Origin of the sequence: Marinomonas spartinae, from assembly GCF_900089775.1 — a bacterium.
Classification (GTDB): Bacteria; Pseudomonadota; Gammaproteobacteria; order Pseudomonadales; family Marinomonadaceae; genus Marinomonas; species Marinomonas spartinae.
Genome location: NZ_FLOB01000001.1, coordinates 346,409 through 371,213, shown reverse-complemented (window position 1 = coordinate 371,213; position 24,805 = coordinate 346,409). Strand labels below are relative to the sequence as shown.

The 24,805-nt window shown below is 41.5% G+C and carries 25 protein-coding genes; 14 read left to right on the top strand and 11 right to left on the bottom strand.

Annotated elements, in window-relative coordinates; all coding sequences use genetic code 11:
* Nucleotides 1–87: 87 nt before the first annotated feature.
* On the bottom strand, nt 88–1,185 hold the full coding sequence (locus MSP8886_RS01640; RefSeq protein ID WP_067012042.1) for a linear amide C-N hydrolase: 1,098 nt from the start codon (nt 1,183–1,185) through the stop codon (nt 88–90).
* A gap of 287 nt (nt 1,186–1,472) precedes the next feature.
* Between MSP8886_RS01640 and MSP8886_RS01635 the strand changes: the two genes are divergently transcribed.
* The 7 genes from MSP8886_RS01635 to MSP8886_RS01600 all read left to right on the top strand — a co-directional run bounded on the left by MSP8886_RS01635 (nt 1,473) and on the right by MSP8886_RS01600 (nt 6,125).
* Nucleotides 1,473–2,531 carry a hypothetical protein gene (locus MSP8886_RS01635; protein WP_067012040.1) on the top strand — a complete coding sequence of 353 codons (1,059 nt, stop codon included), beginning with the start codon at nt 1,473–1,475 and terminating at the stop codon, nt 2,529–2,531.
* Between the two features lie 608 nt (nt 2,532–3,139).
* Nucleotides 3,140–3,517 (top strand): hypothetical protein, encoded by a 378-nt coding sequence (locus MSP8886_RS01625; RefSeq protein ID WP_067012036.1) that lies wholly within the window; start codon nt 3,140–3,142, stop codon nt 3,515–3,517.
* Between the two features lie 275 nt (nt 3,518–3,792).
* Nucleotides 3,793–4,164 (top strand): hypothetical protein, encoded by a 372-nt coding sequence (locus MSP8886_RS01620; protein ID WP_067012034.1) that lies wholly within the window; start codon nt 3,793–3,795, stop codon nt 4,162–4,164.
* 186 nt (nt 4,165–4,350) lie between these two features.
* The gene (locus tag MSP8886_RS01615) at nt 4,351–4,725 is read left to right on the top strand and encodes a hypothetical protein (protein ID WP_067012032.1); all 375 of its coding nucleotides are present in this window, start codon (nt 4,351–4,353) and stop codon (nt 4,723–4,725) included.
* Nucleotides 4,726–4,765: 40 nt separating this feature from the next.
* Nucleotides 4,766–5,188 carry a hypothetical protein gene (locus MSP8886_RS01610; RefSeq protein ID WP_067012030.1) on the top strand — a complete coding sequence of 141 codons (423 nt, stop codon included), beginning with the start codon at nt 4,766–4,768 and terminating at the stop codon, nt 5,186–5,188.
* 29 nt (nt 5,189–5,217) lie between these two features.
* Nucleotides 5,218–5,493 carry a hypothetical protein gene (locus MSP8886_RS01605; RefSeq protein WP_139063066.1) on the top strand — a complete coding sequence of 92 codons (276 nt, stop codon included), beginning with the start codon at nt 5,218–5,220 and terminating at the stop codon, nt 5,491–5,493.
* A gap of 272 nt (nt 5,494–5,765) precedes the next feature.
* On the top strand, nt 5,766–6,125 hold the full coding sequence (locus tag MSP8886_RS01600; protein WP_067012026.1) for a hypothetical protein: 360 nt from the start codon (nt 5,766–5,768) through the stop codon (nt 6,123–6,125).
* Nucleotides 6,126–6,208: 83 nt separating this feature from the next.
* Here MSP8886_RS01600 and MSP8886_RS01595 read toward each other — a convergent pair whose 3' ends face one another.
* A complete protein-coding gene (locus MSP8886_RS01595) occupies nt 6,209–7,069 on the bottom strand; it encodes a LysR substrate-binding domain-containing protein (protein ID WP_067012024.1) in 861 nt (286 codons plus the stop codon).
* A 107-nt stretch (nt 7,070–7,176) separates the two neighbouring features.
* Here MSP8886_RS01595 and MSP8886_RS01590 point away from each other — a divergent pair, with 107 nt between their 5' ends.
* Nucleotides 7,177–8,112: a DMT family transporter gene (locus tag MSP8886_RS01590; RefSeq protein ID WP_067012022.1), complete on the top strand. Its 936-nt coding sequence runs from the start codon at nt 7,177–7,179 to the stop codon at nt 8,110–8,112.
* Nucleotides 8,113–8,191: 79 nt separating this feature from the next.
* On the opposite strand, the gene MSP8886_RS01585 is transcribed toward MSP8886_RS01590, so the two are convergent.
* Complete coding sequence (locus MSP8886_RS01585) at nt 8,192–8,530, bottom strand: zinc ribbon domain-containing protein YjdM (RefSeq protein ID WP_067012953.1); 339 nt, start codon at nt 8,528–8,530, stop codon at nt 8,192–8,194.
* Nucleotides 8,531–8,726: 196 nt separating this feature from the next.
* Here MSP8886_RS01585 and MSP8886_RS01580 point away from each other — a divergent pair, with 196 nt between their 5' ends.
* From MSP8886_RS01580 to MSP8886_RS01565, 4 genes are all read left to right on the top strand, one after another.
* Nucleotides 8,727–10,046: a DASH family cryptochrome gene (locus tag MSP8886_RS01580; RefSeq protein ID WP_067012020.1), complete on the top strand. Its 1,320-nt coding sequence runs from the start codon at nt 8,727–8,729 to the stop codon at nt 10,044–10,046.
* Between the two features lie 12 nt (nt 10,047–10,058).
* Nucleotides 10,059–11,621, top strand: coding sequence for a cryptochrome/photolyase family protein (locus tag MSP8886_RS01575; RefSeq protein WP_067012018.1), 1,563 nt, complete (start codon nt 10,059–10,061; stop codon nt 11,619–11,621).
* Between the two features lie 163 nt (nt 11,622–11,784).
* Nucleotides 11,785–12,924, top strand: coding sequence for a helix-turn-helix transcriptional regulator (locus tag MSP8886_RS01570; RefSeq protein ID WP_067012016.1), 1,140 nt, complete (start codon nt 11,785–11,787; stop codon nt 12,922–12,924).
* Between the two features lie 219 nt (nt 12,925–13,143).
* On the top strand, nt 13,144–14,409 hold the full coding sequence (locus tag MSP8886_RS01565) for a serine hydrolase domain-containing protein (protein ID WP_067012014.1): 1,266 nt from the start codon (nt 13,144–13,146) through the stop codon (nt 14,407–14,409).
* Between the two features lie 103 nt (nt 14,410–14,512).
* On the opposite strand, the gene MSP8886_RS01560 is transcribed toward MSP8886_RS01565, so the two are convergent.
* Genes MSP8886_RS01560 through MSP8886_RS01550 form a run of 3 tightly spaced genes read right to left on the bottom strand, consistent with a single transcriptional unit; the run spans nt 14,513 to nt 17,643 of the window.
* Nucleotides 14,513–15,739 (bottom strand): MFS transporter, encoded by a 1,227-nt coding sequence (locus tag MSP8886_RS01560; protein WP_067012012.1) that lies wholly within the window; start codon nt 15,737–15,739, stop codon nt 14,513–14,515.
* Nucleotides 15,740–15,791: 52 nt separating this feature from the next.
* Nucleotides 15,792–16,586, bottom strand: a complete 795-nt coding sequence (locus MSP8886_RS01555; RefSeq protein WP_067012010.1) for an ABC transporter ATP-binding protein — start codon at nt 16,584–16,586, stop codon at nt 15,792–15,794.
* 1 nt (nt 16,587) lies between these two features.
* Nucleotides 16,588–17,643, bottom strand: coding sequence for a FecCD family ABC transporter permease (locus tag MSP8886_RS01550; RefSeq protein ID WP_067012008.1), 1,056 nt, complete (start codon nt 17,641–17,643; stop codon nt 16,588–16,590).
* A 337-nt stretch (nt 17,644–17,980) separates the two neighbouring features.
* Here MSP8886_RS01550 and MSP8886_RS01545 point away from each other — a divergent pair, with 337 nt between their 5' ends.
* A complete protein-coding gene (locus MSP8886_RS01545) occupies nt 17,981–19,060 on the top strand; it encodes an ABC transporter substrate-binding protein (protein WP_067012006.1) in 1,080 nt (359 codons plus the stop codon).
* 109 nt (nt 19,061–19,169) lie between these two features.
* Here the strand turns inward: MSP8886_RS01545 and MSP8886_RS01540 are convergent, their stop codons facing one another.
* The 3 genes from MSP8886_RS01540 to MSP8886_RS01530 form a co-directional block, all read right to left on the bottom strand.
* Complete coding sequence (locus MSP8886_RS01540) at nt 19,170–20,393, bottom strand: MFS transporter (RefSeq protein WP_067012004.1); 1,224 nt, start codon at nt 20,391–20,393, stop codon at nt 19,170–19,172.
* Between the two features lie 215 nt (nt 20,394–20,608).
* Nucleotides 20,609–21,124 carry a glycine cleavage system transcriptional repressor gene (locus MSP8886_RS01535; RefSeq protein WP_067012002.1) on the bottom strand — a complete coding sequence of 172 codons (516 nt, stop codon included), beginning with the start codon at nt 21,122–21,124 and terminating at the stop codon, nt 20,609–20,611.
* Between the two features lie 110 nt (nt 21,125–21,234).
* Nucleotides 21,235–21,906 carry a YoaK family protein gene (locus tag MSP8886_RS01530; RefSeq protein ID WP_067012000.1) on the bottom strand — a complete coding sequence of 224 codons (672 nt, stop codon included), beginning with the start codon at nt 21,904–21,906 and terminating at the stop codon, nt 21,235–21,237.
* Nucleotides 21,907–22,140: 234 nt separating this feature from the next.
* Here MSP8886_RS01530 and MSP8886_RS01525 point away from each other — a divergent pair, with 234 nt between their 5' ends.
* Entirely contained in the window at nt 22,141–22,626 is a 486-nt protein-coding gene (locus MSP8886_RS01525; protein ID WP_067011998.1) for a DUF3237 domain-containing protein, read from the top strand.
* Nucleotides 22,627–22,720: 94 nt separating this feature from the next.
* Here the strand turns inward: MSP8886_RS01525 and MSP8886_RS01520 are convergent, their stop codons facing one another.
* Together MSP8886_RS01520 and MSP8886_RS01515 are read right to left on the bottom strand one after the other, a co-directional pair.
* Entirely contained in the window at nt 22,721–24,088 is a 1,368-nt protein-coding gene (locus tag MSP8886_RS01520; RefSeq protein ID WP_083200707.1) for an APC family permease, read from the bottom strand.
* A 108-nt stretch (nt 24,089–24,196) separates the two neighbouring features.
* Nucleotides 24,197–24,667 (bottom strand): MarR family winged helix-turn-helix transcriptional regulator, encoded by a 471-nt coding sequence (locus MSP8886_RS01515; protein ID WP_067011996.1) that lies wholly within the window; start codon nt 24,665–24,667, stop codon nt 24,197–24,199.
* Between the last annotated feature and the right edge of the window lie 138 nt (nt 24,668–24,805).

Below are 24,805 nucleotides of genomic sequence, written 5' to 3'. Positions count from 1 at the left end.
CAAACAAGATGACGTGTCTAACCAATGGCACGCAGTAGAACAAAACCATCATTTTGTCCTACTCCTCGCGCCATTCGAGAATAACCTCTAGCGGCTTACCTCAGTTAACTTGATATTGTAAGGACTTATCGCTTCCGGACGATAACATTTACCATCTTTCTCATCCCAGTCCACGTCGTTTAATGTGATCGCGGTCACTTGTGACAATTCATAAAAACGAATACAGAACACACCGTTGGTTAAATCTTTACTCGCCACCCACTGGGTATAATCTTCTCCAGCCCCTTCATTTTGAGGCTCAACCACTAGGCCTTTAGGAATGTCGACTGTATTCATGATATGAAAGCCTATATTCAGTGCCTCATTCGAATCTTTCCCTTGGTTCACAAAACCCGACGTGAAAGCCGTCTTAATAAATCGGCTCGGTGGTGTTGGATCACCAGGAAGTCCTTTTAAGCCAGAGCCATTGCCCGTTGATGTAAAATCATAACCCTGCAACGTCGCGCTTTTGACATTCTCCTTTTGAAGGTTCACATAGTTTCGTAGATTATTCATATGAAATGGAAATTCTGGCGAATTGGTGCAGGTATGTACTGGGTTATTGTATATACGAACTTTTCCATTGATAAATTCAATGACAATACTATGGCCCGTTTTGTCATGAAGAGGGAAATGAATAGGGTAAATCCCTGAAGGGCCACTTCTATCCAATTCTTGGTAACTAATCGGCGTGACTTGCACTTGAGGTTGGAAGTAAATGGAGTCTTTGTATTCAAAAAAGGTGTTTAGCGGACTCTCTTCATCCACTATTTTTCCCATCGCTAACACCACTTCGTTGCAGCTAGAAAAGCTACTTAGCAGCCACTGCAAAAAATCAAGATTACTAATGGTGTTGGCAGGGTTGGTGCTTTCAGGATACTCGCTTTCAGGCAACCACAAGGCACCACCAGACAACCCCTCGGTATTGATACCGTCGGATACACAGTCTAAACCTAACGCATTGACTCCCACATAACTGTATTTGCCAGTCCAAATAAATTGCGCGCGGCTAGGTCTATTTTCGTTTAAAAATCGATAACCCGCTTTCCTAAAAAAAATATTTGACCGCAAATCTTCGGCAAACTCCATGGTTCGCCCATTGATGAAAGCGCCATCTTTCGCACTTATTATAAAGTCAGTACACATTGTCACACTCTCCAGAATATTTTACATGCCATCCACTAGGCCATAATCCAGAAAGAGTTATATAGAAACATCAAGCAAAATGGTATTACACGGCATTACACAAAGAGTATGAGGAGCGATACGACTTTCCAAATCACTTGCTTATTATCCGGCTTCTACTTACCACTGGCAGAAGAAGACAGGAAAGAACAAATATTGTGCAAATAGAGTGAGTAGCACTTCATTTTCTCCATTGTTAAGGTTAGTGTCCTAATAATATTACCCTGCCAAGAGAAAAGGAGTTCGCAATGCAGCAGATGATACTGCCTTCCACACCAATCACCCCTGAAAACTACCATAACTTTATGGAAAAAGGCTCCTTCGATGCCTTTAAGCAAAAAAATGGCCTCACAACCGATATCATCCCAGGCAACCGACTCTATCTGTCCACAGGAATGTGCAAAGGCCCTGCTATCTCCCATACCGATCTAAAAATGCTAGGACCGGAACAAAGTAAAAAGATTAAAACGATGATCGACACTTATGGTGAAGATGTGACAATGGCTCTAGCTGATCTATTTGCACACCCCGGTGACTCTATATCAAAAACTTTAACAGTACCAAATACTTTAACTGTTGTAGGAGGTGCTCAAGGGTATGTTGATACTAAAGTAGGCTTACTAAAGAAAAAAATGGACGAATTGAGCGAATTGATGGTAGAGCATAATAGAAAGCTCAGAGAGAATATAGATATATATTCAATTCGCCAAAGAGAAATACAAATAGAAAGCAAAGTCATAGAACTAAAAAACCGTTTTCATTCTGATCTAAAATCATTCATAGCAAAAAGAAAGCTAATGAAGAAAAGCCCTTTCACTAATCCAAAAATAGAAAAGGAAATGGCCAAGTCATCAAGAAAAACAGGGAGCTTTTTCGTAGAAAATCGCACTGACTTCAAAAAATTAATTAACTTAATCAGATATGTTAAAATCCTTGGTGTTGGATTAATAGCGATTGATATTGGTTATAGAATTTATAATGGTATAAAAAACCTTAAAAATGCTAAAACACGTGAACAGTCTATAAAAGCAGGAAGAGATCTAACAGGCAGTCTAGTCCAAGGTGTTAGCAGTGCAGGAATAGCATATGCTGGTTTTACAGTATTAGGAACTATGGCTGCTGGAATAGCAATAGGAGGGCCTCTTTTAGTTTTTACGTTAGCCGTAGGGACTATAGCTGTAGTAGCTGGATCAGGATATCTATCAGAAAAAATAGGAGAAAGTAGTAAGTCTTTTTATGATGCGATTATTGATTTTTTTGAAAAAACAAATACAGGTGATAAAGTAGATGCTTTCGCTCACGGATAGTCAATTTTTTATATTGATGTTCACAATACTCATCTCATTAATATTATATTTATTTTTTCTAGCAACCTATAGAATAAAAGTCGTCAGGAAAATTGATAAAATATTAAAAAGTAATTCCATAAGAAAAGAGAGTTTCGATATTTTATTTGGAAGGCACGGCCTTTACGTCTGGGCAACTTTTTTTCCAAAAAACTTTGTAAAATCAGGACGAAAAGAGCGACTTTTCGATCCCGAAATCATTCGACCAGAATTAAGTAAAATTGATCGAATCATAATGTTTTCTCAATGGTTTTTCTTTATTTTATTTTTTTCCGGATCTATCTTTCTGGTTGTTTTTACAGATAGATAAAACCAATAGACCACTATATTAAACTTTAAAAAAAGAAACGAACGAGGTTTAAATTTCTCACAAGACATATAGACTATAACAGCGGGTTATTCTGTATTAATTAGTTCTATGTTGGCACCATATTTATATATTGGAAAATTTTCTCTTTATCATATTTCTGGTGATTTTGTAACATTTTCTGAAAATGGAAGTGGTTGGCTATATGATATGGTTAATAAGGTTTTCGATTTATGAAAAATAAAATTAATTAGGAGAAAATATGACTATTCCGACAGGTCAGTCACCTCTTATATTCCTTTTGTGTTGTTTCGGGATGCTATTTATACTTTTATCTATTATATCAACATTTATTTATTACTTAAAAGTCGTCCAAAAAATTGACAAAATAGTACTTTCCCATGGAATCGATAGGGATCAATTTGATCAAGGCTATTTACGTTTTACTTATTATAAAAAGGCAGTATTTAAACCTGATTTTTTTACAGAAAAAAGAAAATACTATATATTTGACCCCAAAATAATTGAAGGAAAAATCACACCTACCGATAAAAAAATTATGAAGCTGCATACTTTTCTTTATAGAGCGGCTTTAGTATTTTTAGCACTTTTAGTCATTGCCATACAGCTTAAATTATAGAATTTAAAAAATTATAGCCAATATAAAAACATTATATTCAATTAATCACAGAAATAACAACAGTCTCTTTTTCAAAATAAATAATCTAAATATTGTATTTTTTGATATTATAATGACTATTGTTTATTATTTTATAGACCCCAAAAAAAGATAAAAAATCATGTAATAATAGCGCAAAGATAGATTACTTATATCCTCGTTTTAATTATTACAAAAGGCATTTTTTCCTATTTAATTTTTCAGAAAATAAAGGTCATATAGAGGCGATAAAATCGATGTTTTCACTTACGGATAATCAGGTCTTTATATTAATTTTTATATTATTTTTATCCTTAATATTAAACCTATGTTTCTTAGCAGCATTCAGAATAAAAGTTGTTAGAAAAATAGATAAAATATTAAAAAACAACTCTATAAGAAAAGAAAGTTTTGATATTTTTTTTGGAAGGCATTCACTTTATGTTTGGGCAACTTTTTTTCCAAAAAATTTTGCAAAATCAGGGCGTAAACAACGACTTTTCGACCCTGAGATAATTCGATCTGAATTAAGTCTAATTGATCGAATTATAATGCTTTCTCATTGGTTTTTCTTTGCTATATTTTTCTCCATAACTATTTTTTTAATTGTTTTTACAGACTACTACTAATAGAAAAATCATATTATAAATTAAACCTTCATGAAATATGATCTTTAATAAAAATAGGCGAATTTTCTCTCTATCATATTTCTGATGATTCTGTAACATTTTCTAAAAATGGAAGTAGTTAGCTATATAATATAGTTAATAAGGTTTTCGACTTCAGATGTCTAGAAAAGCGATAAGGAAGGGAATATGCCTTTTACACTAACAAACTCAGATATAGTAGGTATTTTTGGTTTTTTGGCATTTTTATGCTTACTATTCGCCATTATAATGACCATTATTTATTATTTTAAAATCGTAAGAAAAATTGACAATGTGTTATACAAAAATGGTATAGACATAAATAATTTCGACCTCTTCTACGCTCGATTTATTTTATACAAAAAAGCAGTATTTCAACCAGACGTTATTGAAAAAAGAAAAAATATATTTGACCCTAAACTGCTATCTGGAATGATCACATCTTGTGATAAAAAAATCATGAAATGGCACAGTTACTTTTATAGATCCTCTTATATTCTGTTTGCAATAGCTCTTATAGTAAAAGAGCTAATCATACCTTGAAAATTAAAAGGAAAAGTAGTAACTTTCGATAATACTCTTTATGAAATTATATAGTAAGGAGTTAGATATAAAACAACTTATCAAAGTCAATATGTCTAATATTTCAATCATAATAAATATACTAGCACTTATAATGACCCTATCATTATTCTTAACTTCTATTTTAACTGTAGTTTATTATTTTAAGATAGTAAGAAAAATAGATACTATATTAGCATCACATGGTGTTGACAAGGATGGTTTTGACATAACTTGGGGTCGTTTTAAGCTCTATAAAAGAGCCATTTTAACTCCAGATTTTTTTGATAAGGATGAGCTAAAAGAGAGGTTATTTGACCCAGAATTATTTCTAAAAAAAATCACACCTATAGATAGAAAAATAATAAAAACAAGAGCCTTTTTTTCGACCTCTTTTATTGTTACCCTTATATTTTTAATTATCTATGATAGCTTTATTAAGTAAAAAGTATGATTAAGAGAGGGTTTAAGGTTATGCAATCTCATAACGACTCAGCACCATCGATTATTTTTATTTTTTTAGTCTTATCCAATTTAGCCCTTTTAGGACTTTCTCTTCTTACTTATAGATTAAAAACTGTTAAAAAAATAGACGATTTTTTATTATCTAAAGGAATAAATAAGGATAGATTTGATGGTTTATGGGGTAGATATACATTTTATGCTTGGGCTATTTTCCATCCCAGAAGCTTTAAAAAAATCTTTGTAGAAAAAAACAATAAAAAAATTTCTTTGATCCATACTCTTTGAAATCGATAGTAACCAAGTCAGATAAAGTTATTATAATATTGCTACTTTCTTCTTTTTTAATGTTTTTAACATCAGTTTCAATATGAAATCATTTTAATTTTCAAACGATTAGAATGTAGTATTTTTACAGACCCAAAAAAACCATCATATCCGTTAGTAGAGGTATTATTTTTACTTCTGTAACATTAAAGGACTTAATAGTCAGAAAAAATCTACGACTCTATCAATAACGCTTGCGATTTATGAAATTCAAAAGTCAATAGGAAAGATACATGTCTTTTTCACTTAATATAGAAAATACAGTAAGTATTCTGGCAGGCTTTATGGTTTTATCTATTATTCTATATTATATAGTCACACTTATTTATTACTTAAAAGTTGTTAAAAAACTAGATAAAGTAATACTTTCTCATGGTATAGATAAGGATCAATTTGATTTATTTTATCGTCGTTTCAACTATTATAAAAAAGCAGTTTTTAATCCTAGTTTTTTTACAGAGAAGAAAAAAGTCTATATATTTGACCCTAAAATACTTGAAGGAAGAACAACAAACACTGATAAAAAAATCATGAAACTTCATACTTTCTTTTATCGAGTAGCACTTTTAGTAATTTTTAGCTCATTTACATGATTTAAAAACGCTGTAGGATATTAAAATATATAACGTTAGCCTCCTTTTTCTTAATTGTTTTTACAGATAATATAAACGAATAGTTAGGCCCCATTAAAAACGTACTGAGTACACTCCACAAACGCATTGATTGCGCTGGAAGGACTATCTTTGCGGGACACTAGATAGGTGGGGGCATTGGCAATATCTGGTTCGACGGTGCGGAAGGTTAAGCCTTCGGTTTGGTGTAGTGCTAGCAGCGAACGCGGTACCATGCCAATGCCCATTCCGGCAATCACACAGCTGATCATGGTGTAGTAGCTGGGAATCTCGATAATGCGCTCGCAGGTACGCTCATAACGCTTTAGCCACTTCTCTAAACGATCACGGTATGAGCAGCCTTTGTTATAGCCCACCATGGTGAGAGACTCCGGCAAGGTTTCCAGTTCCCCCCAAGCGGCAGGCATGATCAATACCAACTCTTCTTCAAAGCAATAAGTGCAGGATAATCTGGGATCGTCCGGCGGATCAGAGCTCATCACCACATCTAACGTCCCTTCTAACACACGCTCAATTAAAGGCATGGAAGCGGCGGTCATCAGCTCAATTTGCACCGCTGGGTAGGCATCATGATAGTAGGTTAGAATGCGAGGCAAACGTGATGCGGCACTGCTTTCCATGGATCCCAAACGTAATAACCCAGACGGTTCCGCTTGGGTTAATTCCGCAATGGCGCTCTTTTGTAGTTGTAGAATTTTATCGGCGTAGTCCAACAATCTCAAACCAGCAGACGTGACGGAAAGTCTGTTATTCTCTCGCAAAAACAGCTCTACATTCAGTTCGCTTTCCAATTTTTTTAGCCGTGCGGTGACATTGGACGGCACCCGATGAAGTGCTTGTGCTGCACGAGTAACGCCTTTGTGTTCGACCACCGCTTTGAAAACCAAAAGATCTGAAATATCCATTTAGCAACTCTTTCATTTTTAGTGAATGACTTGTTCTTAATTATTCATTATTAATGAACACCCCATCACTTTATACTGTCTAAAACTTAAAGGAAAGAGGGGATATTATGCAAAATTCGACAATGGAGACCTCCTCCTTGCCAATCAAAGGGCTAGCGTATGCACTAGCAGCGGTGGCAATTTGGACAGGTTTTATTTTGGTTTCTAAAGCAGGAGCACTCGGTTCATTGGCGCTGCCCGATATGATGATAGTGCGTTTTGGCACGGCCTTCATTTTATTTTCGCCTTTTATCTGGCAGCACCGTAAGACCATTTTGCAATGGCGTATGTTTGTTCTGGGCAGTATTGGCGGTTTAGGCTATGCCTTGTTCGTTTATAACGGTTTTCAGCACGCACCAGCAACACACGCGGCGTTACTTTTACCCGGTTTAATGCCGATTATGATTGCGGTATTTGCCTATTTCTTAGCGAATGAACGTCATTCGGCAGCTTCTTGGATCGGTATCCTAGTAAGCAGTTTAGGGATTCTCGCCCTATTAATAGAAACCATGCTGTCAGGCGCTCCCTATTGGCTAGGCGATATTAGCTTTGTGATTGCCTGTGTTTTCTGGGGTATTTTCACGGTATTGCTACGCCGTTGGAAGTTTGCCCCTTGGCACGCGACACTGGGCATTATTACGGTGACGACCATACTATTTACGCCCGTGTATGTGTTTTTCTTACCACACCATTTAGGCGACGCCTCTTGGCAAATGCTCGGTATCCAGGCGTTTTACCAAGGGATTATGGCGACGGTAGTGCAGATGATTTTTTATGGTCGTGCCGTACATATCATCGGTGCCACTAAAATGGGCAGTTTGATGGCATTGGTGCCAGTGTTTGCCAGCGTACTGGCTGTCCCTCTATTTGGTGAGCACTGGACCAGCGGCTTAACCATTGCGCTGGTATTGATCCTCGTCGGCACCTTGATTGGTTATATTAATTTTCCTAAACGCTGCAAATTGCGCAATAAGGAAAACGAAAAATTAGCTCTAAAAAATTGATGCCTAGCGAATCAAAGGACAAAAAAAACCGCCTTAGCGATAATGTGTTAAGCCGGTTTTTTATGGTGATAAGGAAACCTTAAGACATTTTTTTCACAAACTTAGATTTCAGCATCATGTCGCCACCGCCATCCAATTTACAGTCAATATCATGATCACCGTCGACTAGGCGTTTGATGGTCGCTTTGGTGCCGATTTTAAGCACTTGAGACGAGCCTTTTACTTTTAGATCTTTTGCCAAGGTCACTTTGTCACCTTCTTGTAGCAGATTGCCACCCGCATCTTTGATAATAAGCGCGTCCTCATCCACAACCTCTTCATTCGGGTTCCATTCGTGGGCGCACTCTGGACAAATCAGCATGGCTTGATCTTCATAGACGTAAGAAGAATTACATTGCGGGCAATTTGGAAGACTCATCGTTTTATAACAACCTTTGACGTTAACAGAAATAATACCGCCTATTATAACCTCATTTTCACTATGGTTTTTGCTCGCCAATAAAAAATAATCTATTTTTTGCACACGCTAGATATTGTGAATAGGCAGAGCAATCTGAATTATTGATTAAAACGTACTAGACTTGTTCAGTAAGACAACGAAACAGGAGCGTACGATGAAAGTAGGCGTAGTTTGGTTTGGGGATGATTTACGTTGTTCGGATCAAAGCATGTTGTGGAAAGCCGCGCAAGAAATGGACTATCTCGTCTGTTTGTATTGCGATGAGCCCCATCAACGTCGCCCTAGCCGTTATTCGACACAAGGTATGTCAGGCATTCGTCGAGACTTTTTGGTGCAGGCTCTCAATGATCTTACAATTAAACTAAACGCTCTCGGGCAAACCTTGTTTGTCAGTACCATGGATGCTGTTGCCGGCTTGAGTCTACTATTTGATACGGTGCCTATTTCCCACCTATACCGTAACCACCATGGAGGTTGGGATGAGCAGCAGTCACTCAACCGTCTTACGAAACTCTATCCTGATGTCCACCTTCATATTGATCATGGCTTAAGTTTGTTTTCACCCTCGCAACTCCCTTTTTCCGGATCAAAATTGCCAGATACTTTCACACAGTTTCGTCATTTGGTCGAAGAAATCTCGCCCCTTTCTCCACTTCCAACACCAAGAACACTGCCTCCGGTCCCCCAGTTTGATATGCCGTTAATTCGCCCTTGGCAAATTGAGCATGTCGAAAGTAATGGGGCATTTACGGGTGGAGAGTATGCTGCCGTAAGTCAGTTAAGCGATTACTTTTCGACAAATCTACCGAGTCACTATAAAGAGGTACGTAATTCGCTGGATGGTTGGGAAAACTCCACAAAATTCTCCCCCTGGTTGGCACAAGGCAGTTTATCCCCTCGTCAAATTAAAGCCAGTATCGATGCTTATGAACGGAACCATGGGGCGAACGAGTCGACCTATTGGATTTATTTCGAGTTGCTGTGGCGTGAGTACTTTCACTGGTATGCAACCTGTTATGGTAAACAACTTTTTTTGCCCAGTGGCCTATCTGGCAAACAGACTCACGGCAGTTATTATGCAGAGCGCTTCCGTAAATGGTGTCAGGGCAATACACCTTATCCACTGGTTAATGCTTGCATGAAGCAACTTAATCAAACGGGCTTTATCAGCAATCGTGGCCGACAACTGGCTGCCAGTTGTTTAATCAATGAGTTAAGCATCGATTGGCGCTACGGCGCCGCTTATTTTGAAGAACAATTGATCGATTATAGCGTTGGATCAAACTGGGGAAATTGGCAATACATTGCAGGAGTTGGCGCTGACCCAAGAGGTGGACGCCACTTTAATTTAGCAAAACAAACCGAGCAATACGATCCACAGAATCATTTTATACACAAATGGCAAGGCCACCGTTTTGACGAATCATTAGATTCCGTCGATGCCGCCGACTGGCCCATTTACCCAACGTCTTAGCGCTTAGGAACCATGGATACAAACCGTTCTTACCATACACTGCGTGTTATTCTCGGCGATCAATTAAACGCGGCCCATTCTTGGTTTCAAAAAAGAGATCAGGGCATCCTATATTTGATCGCAGAACTGCACCCAGAAGCGACTTACGTCACACATCATATCCAAAAATTGTGCGCCTTTTTTCTCTCTATGGAACGTTTTTCAGAGGCTTTAAAAGACCATGGTCATCAGGTGTGTTATCTCACGTTGGATGACACGCAAGGACAAACGCTTGATGAGATCATCCTGACACTGGCGAGCCAGCACAAAGTGCAGCATATTGAATTGCAGCGCCCTGATGAATATCGTGTATTCAAGCAATATCAAACCCTTATCACCCAACAGTCGGTCCCTTCCGTACATATGGTCGATAGTGAGCATTTCTTATTGCCGTTCCATGAAATTCCCCATTATTTTCAAGCCAATCATCCGGTTCGAATGGAGCATTTTTATCGTAGAATGCGCCAGCGTTTTAATGTCTTGATGGCAGGGGAAGGCCAGCCCGAAGGGGGAAAGTGGAACTTCGATAGTCATAATCGCAATAAACTCAAAGAGCACGATCTGGGTAATATCCCTGCCCCTTTATGTTTTCAGCACGATGTAACACATTTGCTTGAGCGCATAGAACGTCATGACATTGCCTCCCTTGGTACAGTAGAAGCCAACTTAGCTTGGCCTGTGACCAGTCAAGACGCACTAAACTTACTGGCGTTTTTTTGTGAACATTTATTGCCCAACTTTGGTCGCTTCCAAGATGCAATGACTCATAGAAGCCCCCATAGTTGGAGCTTATATCATTCACGTTTATCCTTTGCTCTCAACAGTAAGTTGATTAGTCCAAAACACGTTATCAAAGCCGCTATTACACAATATGAGCGTAATGATGCCATCGACATTGCGCAAATTGAGGGCTTTGTCCGGCAAATACTGGGGTGGCGTGAATATATGCGAGGTATGTATTGGATCAATATGCCGAATTATCGGCAACAAAATGTATTAAAAGCGGAGCGAGATCTCCCCCGTTATTTTTGGCATGGACACACTAAGATGCACTGCCTTGCTAGTGCCATTGGCCAATCTCTCCACTATGCTTATGCTCACCATATTCAAAGGCTTATGGTGACAGGTAACTTCTGTTTATTAACTGGCATTCAGCCAGATCAAGTGGATGAGTGGTATTTAGGCATTTATATCGATGCCCTAGAATGGGTTGAACTACCAAATACACGGGGGATGAGTCAGTTTGCTGACGGAGGATGGATTGCCTCCAAACCTTATGCAGCCAGTGGCAGTTATACCCAAAAAATGAGTGACTACTGCAATAACTGTCACTATAACGTCAAAGAGAAAGTCAGTGAAAAGGCCTGCCCGTTCAATAGCCTCTACTGGCATTTTATGATCAAACATCGCTCTAGGATCGCCACTAACCCACGTATCGGCATGATTTACGGAAACTGGGATAAACAATCCAAAGAACAAAAGCATGCGATATTGGCGCGCGCCGAATGGTGTTTGGATCATATTGAAGCATTGTAACGTCAGCCTCTCTCTTCACCTCACCACTCTACTTGCTTCAGGGATAGTCTTTTAGGCTTCCTCAGGGTAAAGTCTATATTACTAGAACATAAAACGATTTAGGATCTCGATAGTTAATGAGCTGATAACCTGACCTGATAACCTAGGAGGGAAAAAAATAAGTATGTTGCAAGAGAACAATCTCATCTCCGATATCTATGGCTGTGTAGATGCGCCTCATCAATGGGTAAGTGTGCTAAATCAATTAAAAAAAACGCTAAACGCCTCCAGCGTCGCACTACAAATCTATCGTCGTGAGACCAACAATACCTATACTCTTAAGTGGAGTGTCCGCGATGCTTTTTCCCTACAACATGCTGAGCTCCACGATAAATGGGTTAATAATAGCGATAATCCGCGGTACGATATTCCGCTACAAAGTCCGATTCAGATAATCTGCGATGATGATTACTTTTCGCCCCATAGCCCGCGCTTTCAACGCTTTCAACACCAACTCTCGAATGCAGGGCTAGGCAAAGCCATCATGTTAGATATGCAAGGAGAGTCTGGAGCCTATATCAGCTTAATCGCCCATCATCTTGTGGGAGAAGACAGAGCCTTTTCACCCGATGTTCAGGCCTTGCTCATGCGACTCGCTCCTCATATCAAACAAGCTGTTTCGTTGACTGAGAAAATGAACGCCACATTGCATCTTCATAGCCATATGACCAGCGCAATGAATCAATTAGGCACAGGGGTGTTACTCTTAGACAGTGAGGCCAACATATCTTGGTGCAACACGTGTGCCCATCAGCTTATCGAACAATCGAACGACCTATCGCTCATCAACCAAAAGCTCGTATTTAAACAATCACAAGACTTGCAAGAGTTCAAAACGCATTTCCAACAAACCATTTCTTCCTCCTCCAGAAGCATTAGGCGCATTGCGGTACTGGGCAAGAATAGCGAGCAATCAATCGAAGTATTGCTTTCCCCTGTCGACCAAAGCCCTTCCTTATGTGTGGATTTAAATATGGTGGCCAAACACAATGCTATTATGTTTTTAAAAGGCAAAGACACAAAAAATTTACAGCAAAATGAAGTTCAAACGCTCTTTGGCTTAACACCGACAGAGTCACTGTTGGCCATAGCTCTTGCTGAGGGGCACTCCTTAACCGATTATGCTGAGCGTCGTGGCGTCTCAATAGGTACGGCTCGTATTCAACTAAAAAGTGTTTTCTCAAAAATGCGTATTAATCGACAATCCGAATTGGTACAACGACTTTGGTCATCTGTCTCTGCCAGCACCTCGCGCTATTTTTAACACTGCAAACTATTTCTAGCCCGTCACACCATTTACCTAGGTTCAACTGCCTAAAATAAGATGACCAACTCTCAAGAAGTCGCAAAGATATCCCATATGGGAGATGACAGTTATCAGCACAGTTCAGATGATAGAGAATACCGCCTTATTTAAAATAATCGTTATTCTCAGACAATAACGGTCTCTACATAAGAATAATTTCTATCAGGAGAGCTCTCTATGTTGGCAAATAAAACAATCAAAAACTTGCCTATCGATGATACACCGTCCAGCACATTACCATCCGATCCTACCGCGACCAATAAGGTAAACCCTAACGAGGTAAACCCTTTAGTGGCAAATGTCGGACCGGCTTCAGAGGTCCCTGTAGCAATCCAAAATCTTCGCTGGGCCATGCTAGATGGCGATGTAAACACGCTCACTTTTCGTTCTATGGACACACTGTTTACCACACGTCAAGTCGGGCACTCTGGTCCCGTATCAGTATTGCCCCACGAAGACGCCAACATGGACTTGACCTATTCGTTTGAAGGTAAAAGCTACACAACGAACGACTTTCTAGATCGCACCTATACCAATGCCATGTTGGTCATGAAAGATGGCAAGATCGTTTACGAAAACTACCTTAACCATATGCAACCAAATACTACTCACATGGGATGGTCTATGACCAAATCATTAGTGTCCATTTTGGTTGGTATTGCTTATGAAGAAGGTCGTATCGAATCCTTAGACGAGCAGATTACCCACTACCTTCCTGAACTAGCAACGGGTGCCTATGAAGGTGTGACTATTCGCCAAGTATTGGAAATGACTTCCGGCGTAGATTACGAAGAACGTTATGACTTTATTCATCCAGGTGTAGCAGCAAAAAACCACATATTGGCTTTAGTCAAAAATGTCGCCCGCTTTGCAGACACCGCCAAAACCTTAAAACGCAAACATACACCAGGTACGGTATCTGAATACAAAACCATTGATACTGCCGTATTGGGTGTTTTACTCGAAAAGGTATTGAACGGCGAAAACCTCTCTTCTTATATGGCTCGAAAAGTTTGGGAACCCATGGGCATGGAACAAAATGGCTTCTTCATCATGGATGGTCAGCCAGGCGTGGGTCGCGAGTTTACAGGTGCCGGATTTAACGCCACACTTCGCGACTGGGCTCGAATCGGTCAGCTCATGCTCAACAAAGGGGAATTTAATGGTCACCGAATTATCAGTGAACAGTATGTAGACTTGGCAACTCGTCCAGTCTTGCCTGAGGATCCGAAAAGTGGTGGTTACGGCTACCAATGGTGGACTATGCCAAACTGCAAGGCCTACTCAGCCATCGGGTTACAAGGCCAGTTTATTTTCGTCGACCCAGACACCAAAACGGTGATTGTAAAACTAAGCTATTTCCCACAAGAAAGAATGATTGAAGCGGAAAAAGAGGCGCTTGCCTTCTTCGATAGAGTTTCCCATTGGACACCCGCTAAGTAACGCTTTCATTGCTGAATACTCCGTGAAGACTAGCCTAAGTGCCATACATCAAAAGAGCACTTAGGCTACCTTTTCTAATCTACCGGCGCGACATACATTGGCTTTATATCGTTTCTTTAGTCGATAAGCCACAAACTTGCCGATACATCCCCATCCCAGAGAGGACACCGAGCAGTGCTAAGCCTAGCCAAATCCACTGATGATTGAACCCATTTACTGATAACAGCCAGCCTATAATAACGTTTCCCAAAAAGGCGGCTACACCGCCTACACAGGAATAAAGTCCGTAGTAACTCCCCAACTCCGATTTATCACAAAAGAGCGGAACGTACGCACCTAATAGCGGTAACAACAGCATAGACCCCAAACTAAATAGAACACCATAAGCAATAAAATTGAGCCAAGGCCACCCCGTCACATTGATTAAAAAACACAGAAATGACCCACCCATGAGCAGTAACCCTAATCCCATCGCTTTAGCACTACCGATGGTCCGAGAGACCCAATGACTGATCGGCATTTGCAACGTAATACCTAAAATCGACGTGGTCATAAATACCCAAGTAATCACATAAGTACCAAGACCACGGTTTGATACTTCATTCGGCAGAGACAAATACAATTGTTGAAAGAACAAATGAAATGCACAAGCATAGAGGATAAAGCCCATAAAACGCTTATTTTTTACCATGCTAGACCACTGTTGCCAGAAGCGTTGCTCCGCAGAAGAACGTTTCACTTGCTCACTCAGCTCGGGTAAAAAGCGCCACTGAATGAAAAATAATGCCAAAAACAACAGCGCCGACACCAGGCCAACCCACATAAAGCTGACGGCCATAAGTGACACACCGACCAAAGGCCCAAGAAGCAGCCCGCCTTCACGTGCCCAGTTTTGCATGGCAAAAATACGGTTTCGTTGCACTTGATCGGGTGCCTGATAAGCCAAATATGCATTACTAGAGGGCGTAAATAGCGCCCCTGCAAAGCCAGTGAAAAAAGCACCCAGTAACAACAACGGCAAGTTTTGTGCGAGCCCCAATAGAGCAAAGCCCAATACCCGAATCAAGCAGCCTAACAGGATCAAACGCTTATAGCCTAAATAATCCCCCAGTGTTCCCCCGATTAGGAACAAGCCCTGCTGACTCAGTACACGCAGACCAATGACCAAACCGACATACCAAGGGCTCAACCCCAATGACCGCTGCAAATGATCCGCAAGATAGGGCAGCAGCATGTAAAAACCAAGGTTGAAGGTAAAACTGTTAATAATCAAGACGCGACTGGCAGCCGACAAGCGACGCCAGTCATTAAGAAAATCAGAGGTATTCATGAATAATCTATTGGGATACTCTTAGATAAGGAAGGGGTGAAAACTGTAGAGTTTACACCACCGCAGCTAAAGGCGCTTCATGGCCATTACGTTGTGTGCGAATAAAAGGGACGCCTGCACTATCGAGAATGACATCGGCTTTGACGCCATACACCGCTTTCACTAACTGTGGCGTCAATACATCTTTAGGTGCCCCATGAGCCACCAGCTTACCGCCCTTTAATACCAACAAGTTATCAGCATACTGTGCTGCCAGATTCAGATCGTGTAGAACCATCACTGAAACCCAGTCTTTCGCTTTGGTTTGTGAATCTAAATGATCCAACATGACTTGCTGAAAATGCAGATCCAATGCACTGACAGGCTCGTCCAGCATGAGAATTTTTGGCTGACGCATAAGAGCTTGAGCAAACAGCACCATTTGGCATTGTCCACCGCTTAATGTCCGAACATCACGATTGGCAAGATGTACAAGCCCAATCTGGTTCAACGCGCCAAGCGCTTCTTCTAGTAAGCTATCACCAAGTTTTAAGGACAAAGCATCCAGCTGACCAAGTAGCACGACTTCTAATACACTCAGGCCTACATCAAGGCGAATGTCTTGGGGCATATAACCAAAATGTTGGCGCCACTCACCAAGATGTTTGCGGTCTATTTCTTTATCCTGGAAGAAAATACGTCCTTGCTGAGGCGCTAAATCGCCAAATAGAGCTTTCAGCAACGAGCTCTTACCTGTGCCGTTCGGGCCAATAATCACATGAGTTTGCCCAGCCTTAAGGGTAAAGCTCATATCATCCGCTAGCACCAAATCATCAAAGGCGAGATGTAAATGACGAACTTCTAACATATTAGCGTCTCTTACTCATGATCAACCAGAAGAAAAACGGCACCCCGATAATGGCCGTCACAATACCAATAGGAAACAGTGCCCCAGGTACAATCACTTTAGACAATACCGACGCACTGGATAATAAAAACGCCCCCACAAGAAAGGATAAAGGCAAAAAGTAACGTTGATCTTCCCCCACTAACATACGAGCAATATTGGGCGCGACAATACCGATAAAGCCGATGATGCCAACAAAGCTGGTGACAGTAGCCGTCATAATCGCGACAAGCACCAGAGTTTTTAGCCGTAGGCGTGTCACGTCAACCCCTAGACTTTTTGCCCTCTCTTCCCCTAAACGTAAGGCGGTCAGCTTCCACGAGTCTTTTATCAAAATAATCAGACACAGAGTGATCATCCCAGCGGTAATACTGACATTAGACCAACTGGATTTCGTTAAACTACCAAACAACCAAAACAAAATTTGCTGGCTCAACTCTGGCGAAGAAACAAATTGCACCAAAGAGAGTAGTGATTGAAATAAGAAGAGTAACGCAATCCCGGCTAAAATTAATTGTCCAGAGGTAATATGGCGCATCATCGCCAACCCAAACAACAAACTCGCTGACAACATACAGCACACAAAGGCCCCGATGGGTACAGCCACATTCGATTCCAAGCCTAGGGAGCCTAAATACAACATCAAAGCCGCCCCAAACCCCGATGCCGCCGCCATCCCTAAGGTGTAAGGGCTGGCCATTGGGTTATTTAGTAAGGTTTGCATCTCAGCCCCACCTACCCCTAACGAGCCACCCACAACTACCGCCATGACGGCCATCGGTAAGCGTAGGTTGGAGACAATAATTTGTGTCGTATTCGCTACCTCAACGGGGAAACCAAACAGATGCGCCAAGGCATGGGTGACATCCAGCACACTGATCATAGATGGGCCAGTGGCAATATCGAAAACAAAGGACAATACCAATATCGAAGCCAGCAAAGCGATTATCAAAAAGCGTCGTCTTTCGTAGCTTCGCTGAGCCTTAAGGGCACTATGGACTATATTTGAATCTATCATGTATTTTTATCCTGCATTGCCCCTGAACATTGAATAACATCGTCGTAACCTAAGGCAATACATCTTTTATTTAAGAAAACCATTACTAAAACGCCTTGTTCTTAGCTTCCTTGCTTTTTAATAATACAAATTTAGTCGCCTATTATCGCGTTTCTACAGAATCATTAAAGAGCTATTCGCAATATAATTAGAAAAAGCAATGATAATGATTTGCATATGTATTGTAATTGAACGTAATATTCGCACAAGTAATTCTTGTGTTTTTTATGGCCTTTTCTAAAGCCACCCTTGTTCGTAAGTTAAAAAATGTGTTGATGATTCCTTAAGGATACTTTTCATGCTTAAAAAACTACTCTGCACTGCAGCACTGCTGTTCTCAACCCTCAGCGTCGCTCAGACAACGACCATTACCGACGTATTAGGACGACACGTCACCTTTGATGCGCCAGCAAAACGAGTCATTGTAGGGTTTTACCCTGAAGACTATATGGCCATCGGTACCGAAGCCGCTTATGACCATGTGGTTGGTATGTCAAGATACATTTGGCAAGCCCGCAAAGCAAACTGGGACATGTATGTTAAACATCGCCCATCGTTAGCTAAAATCCCAGCTATTGGCCGAGTAGACACAAAAACCTTTTCAGTGGAAAAGGTCATCAGCCTAAACCCAGACCTTATTATGCTGGCAGCTTGGCAATACAAAGCGCTTGGTGACGATGTAAAACGCTTGGAAAATGCTGGCATTCCTGTCGTGGTGGTGGACTACAATGCCGAAACCTTAAAGCGCCATGTGTTAAGCACCAAAATCATTGGGGTGATAACAGGCCAACAGAAGCGTGCCGAAGAAATCGCCAACCAATACGCTCATACCATCCACATGATTAAGAGCCGACTTGCCAAAGCCAATTTACCTAAGCCAAAAGTCTACACGGAGTTTGGCGCCTCTGGGGTCAACGACATTGGTTATACCTTTGGTAAAAATATGTGGGGCGCCATTAGCACCATTGCAGGGGGAGATAATATTGCCGCCCCTTATGTGGAATGGTGGGGAAAAATGAACCCAGAACAAATCATTGCCTCTAATCCTGACGTCATCGTAATAACAGGATACGAAGTAGGAAAAAGTGATGGCATGTTGATGGGACAGGGGATTTCTAAAAAAGTGGCCAGAGAGCGTTTAGCCGGATTCAAAAATCGTACTGGCTGGTCGACGCTATCCGCCATCAAAAATAATCGGATGTATGGTGCCTATCATGGCGCTTGTCGTACCATTATGGACGGAGCCCTGATCGAATTCTACGCCAAAGCCCTGTATCCCAAGCTGTTTAGCGATTTGCACCCACAGCAGGATTATATAAACTTCTATAAGAAATACCTGCCAGTTGTGCCAAAAGGCACCTTTATGGTTAAGATATAATTGTCTCGTCCTAAAATACGTTGACGATTTTTGTTAAGCCAGTATGGATTCCATACTGGCTTTTTCTATGAAATGGTTTGCAACTGACAGCTCAAAACTATTCAGGATGTCACGCGGCTGTCTTTTCACGTAGATAGCGAACCCCAAATCCAACCGCAATCAAAGCCGATAAGCCACCAATACCGACCCCCCAGCGAGGCCCCAGCCAATCGGCCACCGCTCCGACTACAGGACCACCTAATGCCGTGCTACCCAAGGCCGTGGCGATCACAATCGCCATTACCCGCCCCCGATAGTGGCGCTCCGTTGACAGCTGCATCATTGTATTAGACGAGGTATTAAAAGCTTGTAAACTCAACCCTAAAAAGACCAAAGCCACACAAAAACCATAGAAGCTCGTGCAATACGCCGCCACTATACTACTAATCGCTACCCCTGAGGCCGCAATAGTGATAAACAGCATCGTCGGCTGTATCCGCCTCGCGGTGATCACCGCCCCTGTCATCGAGCCGATCGCCATGGTAGAAATCAAAAACCCATATTGATCTGAATGACCTTTAAATACATGCACCGTCATAGAAGACAAGTACACAGCGAAGTTCATACCAAATGAACAAATCAGGAACGTCATCAGGGCCACGGTGGTCATTTTTCTGCTTTTGGCGATATAGCGGAAGCCATCGAAAAAGTTCGATGAAAACCCTGCTCCTCCGACTTCTACCGTAACGACATTTTCTCTTTCTGACAAACGCGAGCGCAAACGATATAGGGACGTTAACATGGGAATAAAAGATACGGCATTAAGCAAAAACACCCACCCTGCGCCAATCCAGGCAATCAATACCCCCGCAATCGCTGGCCCAACGAGGCGTGCAGTATTAAAAGACAAAGAATTCAACGATACCGCATTAGACAGTTCTTTTTCGTTGACGATATCGGACACAAAGGATTGCCGCGCAGGCGCATCAAACGCCGCGACACAGCCTAATAAAAAAGCACAGACACACACTTGCCATAACGCTACCGAATTACTCAATATTAACAGCCCAAGAGCCAATGCCAATATCGCCATCAATACTTGCGTCACAATGAGGATTTTCCGACGGTTGAATTTATCGACTGTCCAACCAGTGATCGGCAACAATAGAATTTGCGGTGCAAATTGTAAAAACACCACCAGCCCAACGGCAGACGCATTTTTATCCGATAATTCAGCGATCACAATCCAGTCTTGAGCGGTACGTTGCAACCAGGTACCGATATTGGAGATAACCGCCCCGATGAACCACAATCGATAATTCGGGTTCGATAGGGACCGAAAGGTTTTGCTCAATCATCGCCTCCTAATAGGAATAATCGATATGCGATAAAGAAAAGCGCTGGCTTTAGGAGAAGAGCTTCCCAGTCGGGAAGAAAAGAGAGAGGTCAGCGTTTCACTCCTTGATATTGTGACGTTAAATTAACAAGTTTAACGTCACAAAAAAATAGCCAACATGGCGTGTAGGGCGGTTATCCCTAATGTTTCCTTACACAGAGGCCAGTCCAGAGTTAAACAGGATCCGAATTCAACTCTATCATTAAGTCACTGCCAATACGTTCCAAAGCAGCTTCAATATCCGACAATTGCAAGCCGTCAGGCACTCGCAGTACGAGATCTGCTTTGAACAGCATTTCAGAGCTCATTGGCGCAGGTTCGCAGGAAGTATGCAGTTCTTTGACATTGATCATCAACGAATGCAACACTTGTGAGACTTCCTGAACAATCCCTGGCTTATCGTTACCCACTACAGACAAATACAACATCTGCCCACCAGTAGTAGTGACATTGGCTTTTTCCACCGTCACACTGAAGCCTTTTTGATCAAAGGCACGCAAGGCCTGAATGAGCGCCTCTTGTTGGTCTACTGGAACCGTTAACGTCAAAATACCCGCAAATTTATCCGCTAAATGAGCCATACGGCTTTCCAGCCAATTACCATGATATCGGCGAATCACATCCGACAAACTCTCCACCACACCAGGCTTATCATCACCAATAAAACTCAGTACCAAATGCTGTGTCATGATCTGCTCCTGCTTGCTTTTATTCAGATTATTTGGCTTCCACTATAGAACACTTTGCCTTGTCGATCCTGTTATACGCCAGTGTTTTTTATACTATGACGCTAAAAGGCTTAATTCACCTCCACTTGAATCAAGCGTCGACGGTATATCCTATAGACAATCGCTAATACAAAACACAGTGTGGCGGGGACAGCCAACGCTTTAAAACGGTATACATCGAACACCAAGGTGCCAAAAGAACCACCAGAAATAAAACCAATTACGATGGTCACCAAAAGCCAAGTTTTACGCTTATCGACCTTTTTACCACGAAAGGCGCCTCCGAGCATGATCCCCAAGTCCGTAAAGATCCCTGTCAGGTGGGTCGTCCTAACAACGGCGCCACTGTAGGTCGTCGCCAGAGCATTTTGTAAACCACAGGCGGTCGACGCAAAGAAAGGCCCAATGTCATTACCTTGCATTAAAAAATACATAGAGACCAATAAAAGAGAAGCTTCGAGAATCAACAACACATCATAGAAACGCCCCAGCTTAAGCGATGAGCTGGTTAGCATAAAACCAGAAATGGCCGAACCCAATAAAAAGCTCAACAGGATGCCCACTAAGCGGAACAGTTCTCCTGTGTCATTCACAATTTGGCTGCCCACTAATGTCGCTGTCCCAGACACATGCGAGACCGCTTGATGTTCAAACCCTAACAAGGCCACGGCATTGACAAAACCTGCAACCATAGCCAGTAAAAACGCACCGTACTCCACCCACTTTGGCAAACGCGATAACACGACAGACTCCCATCCGATCAAACAACGATGTAGCAACTTACAGTGAAAATCATACGCTTATATTAACGCACAGTGTCGTTTAAATTTTATGATTTACGACGCAAAACAGCCTTATAAAGTAAGAGAAGAACACATAGACCTGCTGATTTTTGTTATATTTCATAGCAATCAAAATAAAAATAGTTTAATAATAAAACAAAAAAACGCTCAAAAATAAATAATAAGGACACCATCATGCCAACATCTACTCACCAACTGACCTTTAGAATGAACATCATAGCGAAAATCACCCCACCCGTTGAACTGGGCAAAACACCAGACGGTATCTGTATGAACTATCCCATCATAGGTGGCGAGTTCTACGCGATTGGTAACGATCAATCGAAGATAAAAGGAGTGGTGTTACCTAATGGTGCAGATTTTTTTCGTGAGCGGGCCGATAAAGTGGGAATACTGAACGCCATCTACTCCCTACAAACCGAAGCGGGCCAAGTGATTAACATCCAAAATACTGGGCTAATTCGTAACACTAAAAAAGGCCAAGAGATGGTTGAGCAAGGTATTTGGCCCATTCCAGAAAGTGAATATTACTGCCGCTGTACACCCGTTTTTTCCGCACCAGAAGGGCCTTTGTTCTGGTTAAACGACAGTATTTTTACCGGTTCAGTTACCTATCCAGCGGCAGACACTGTCGACATTAAAGTCTTCGAACTAACCTAATCACGCGACCTTCCTTAATTAGATAGTCAAGCAGCGTCCAACAGATACGAAAAAAAGAACAGGCCATCAGGCCTGTTCTTTTTTTCGAAGAGGTCTATACCTCCATGACAATTTTTGTTTTTTGTCGATTCACTAAGCCATAAATAATCCCAGCCGATAGCCAAGTTCCTCCCAAGATCATCGCAAAGCGATCCATCCCAGAGAACACCGCAAGTACAATCGCAGCTCCCACAATAGGCACAATAATATGGACAAACCATTTACGATCAGGATTGTTCAGTCCAAAACGCACAAACACTGCCACATGCAATAATAAAAACCCGGATAATGCACCAAAATTAACCAGCGAGGCTAAGATGTCGAGGTTATCTTTCATAATCAAGGCCGTTGCTAGGGTCACTATCGTTGCGACTAACATTGCCATATAAGGCGTTTGAAATTTAGGATGCAATTTAGACAAAAAGTGCGGCAATTGACGATCACGTCCCATAGCATACAACACACGCGCTACACTAGACTGCATTGGTAACGTATTAGAAAAGCCCACAATAATCGCCAGTAACCACGCCAATGTCGTCGACGCCCAAGGGCCAACCTGTATGGCTAAAATTTCAAAAATAGCGGTAGCGGGATTCGAGTACTCAATGCCCTTCATCAAGTTACCTACCACCAAGGTCGTCACCGTAAACACCACACCACACAGTGCCAGGACAATCATAATGGCACGGCCAATCATCTTAGGATCTTTCGTTCGAGTCTCTTCACCTAATGTGGTGATGGCATCAAACCCTAAAAAGGACAAAACACAAATAGAAGCGCCCGCTAACACATAGTGCCAGCTAAAATCCACGCTGTTATAGAGGGGCTCTAAGGTCACTGCGCCGGTACCTTTGCCATCCTGTAGCGCAAAAATCGCCAAGGCAACCACGCCACCCACCATTAAAAATTGCGCGATGACCGCGTACAAACTGGCTTTCGCTGTAACATTGACACCAAACCAGTTAATAAGAAAAGACGTCCCCACTAAGATTAAGATCCAGTTCTCACGACTAATCGATGGCACCAAAATATTTGTACTGAATGACATCAGCACAAATACCAAGGCGGGAATCAATAAATAGTCCAATAAAATCAGCCAACCACCGATAAAACCGGCAAAATTGCCTAAGCCGAATCGAACATAGCTGTATATAGAACCGGCGGATTGAACTTGCTCCGACATGGTGACATAGCTTCTTGCCGTGAAATACATACAAATGGTGGCCACCACATAGGCTAGGGCAATAAAGCCACCAGAGACATTCCACACAAAACCAAAGGTGGTCAGTGGCGCCACGGGGGCAATAAAGGCTAAACCGTAAGCCACTAACTCTTTCAAGCCCAATGATCTTTTCAGTGATTGCACGTCATCAGATTGCTTGATGCCTTGTTTCGCTGTTACTTCTAATACTGTTTCATTCATGATCGGTACCTTGATTTATTATGTTTTTTTATTCTTTGAAGCCGTGGCATATGGTCATGGCAAGGCTTCTTTTATTGTTTTGGACACTGCATTGATAAACACTGAGAGCTAACACACGTTCTGTGACTGTTTTTGTTTCTTTTTTTCCTCCTCAAGATCCGTCAGAACTTTCGCTAACACTTTTTCAAGAGATAACTCAAAGACCTCTCTTTCATAGGGAGTTAATGTGGCTAGCATGCTTGCAACCCCTTCATTTGAAAGCTTTTTGGCTTTTTGTGCTGTTGTGACACCTTCTGGCGTTAAAAAGAGCTGAGTTTGACGTGCATCTTTGTCGTTTACGACTCTTCTCACTAAGCCCGATTGACATAGTTTTGTGACCGTTCTAGAAACGATAGTCCGTTCTAAAAAGGAGTTTTCGACCAAGCTATTGATATTAATGCCTGTTTCATCGGCGATCAGAATAATCAATCGAACCTCACGTAAAGTGAGGCCCAACTGGGATTCGTGGCGCATACTCCCCACTTCTTTTGCACGAGAATTTAATTCATCCAATCTGAGAGTGAGATATTTACTAGCCATTAACTACCTCCGAAAATATGTGCAATTTATGTTATGTGATATGTGCACACAATTAAGTTTTTTAATCCACATTTCGTGCCACTTTTCTCGTTGTGATCTAAAACAACAACTATTGTTATAAAAAACAATAGTTTGTTT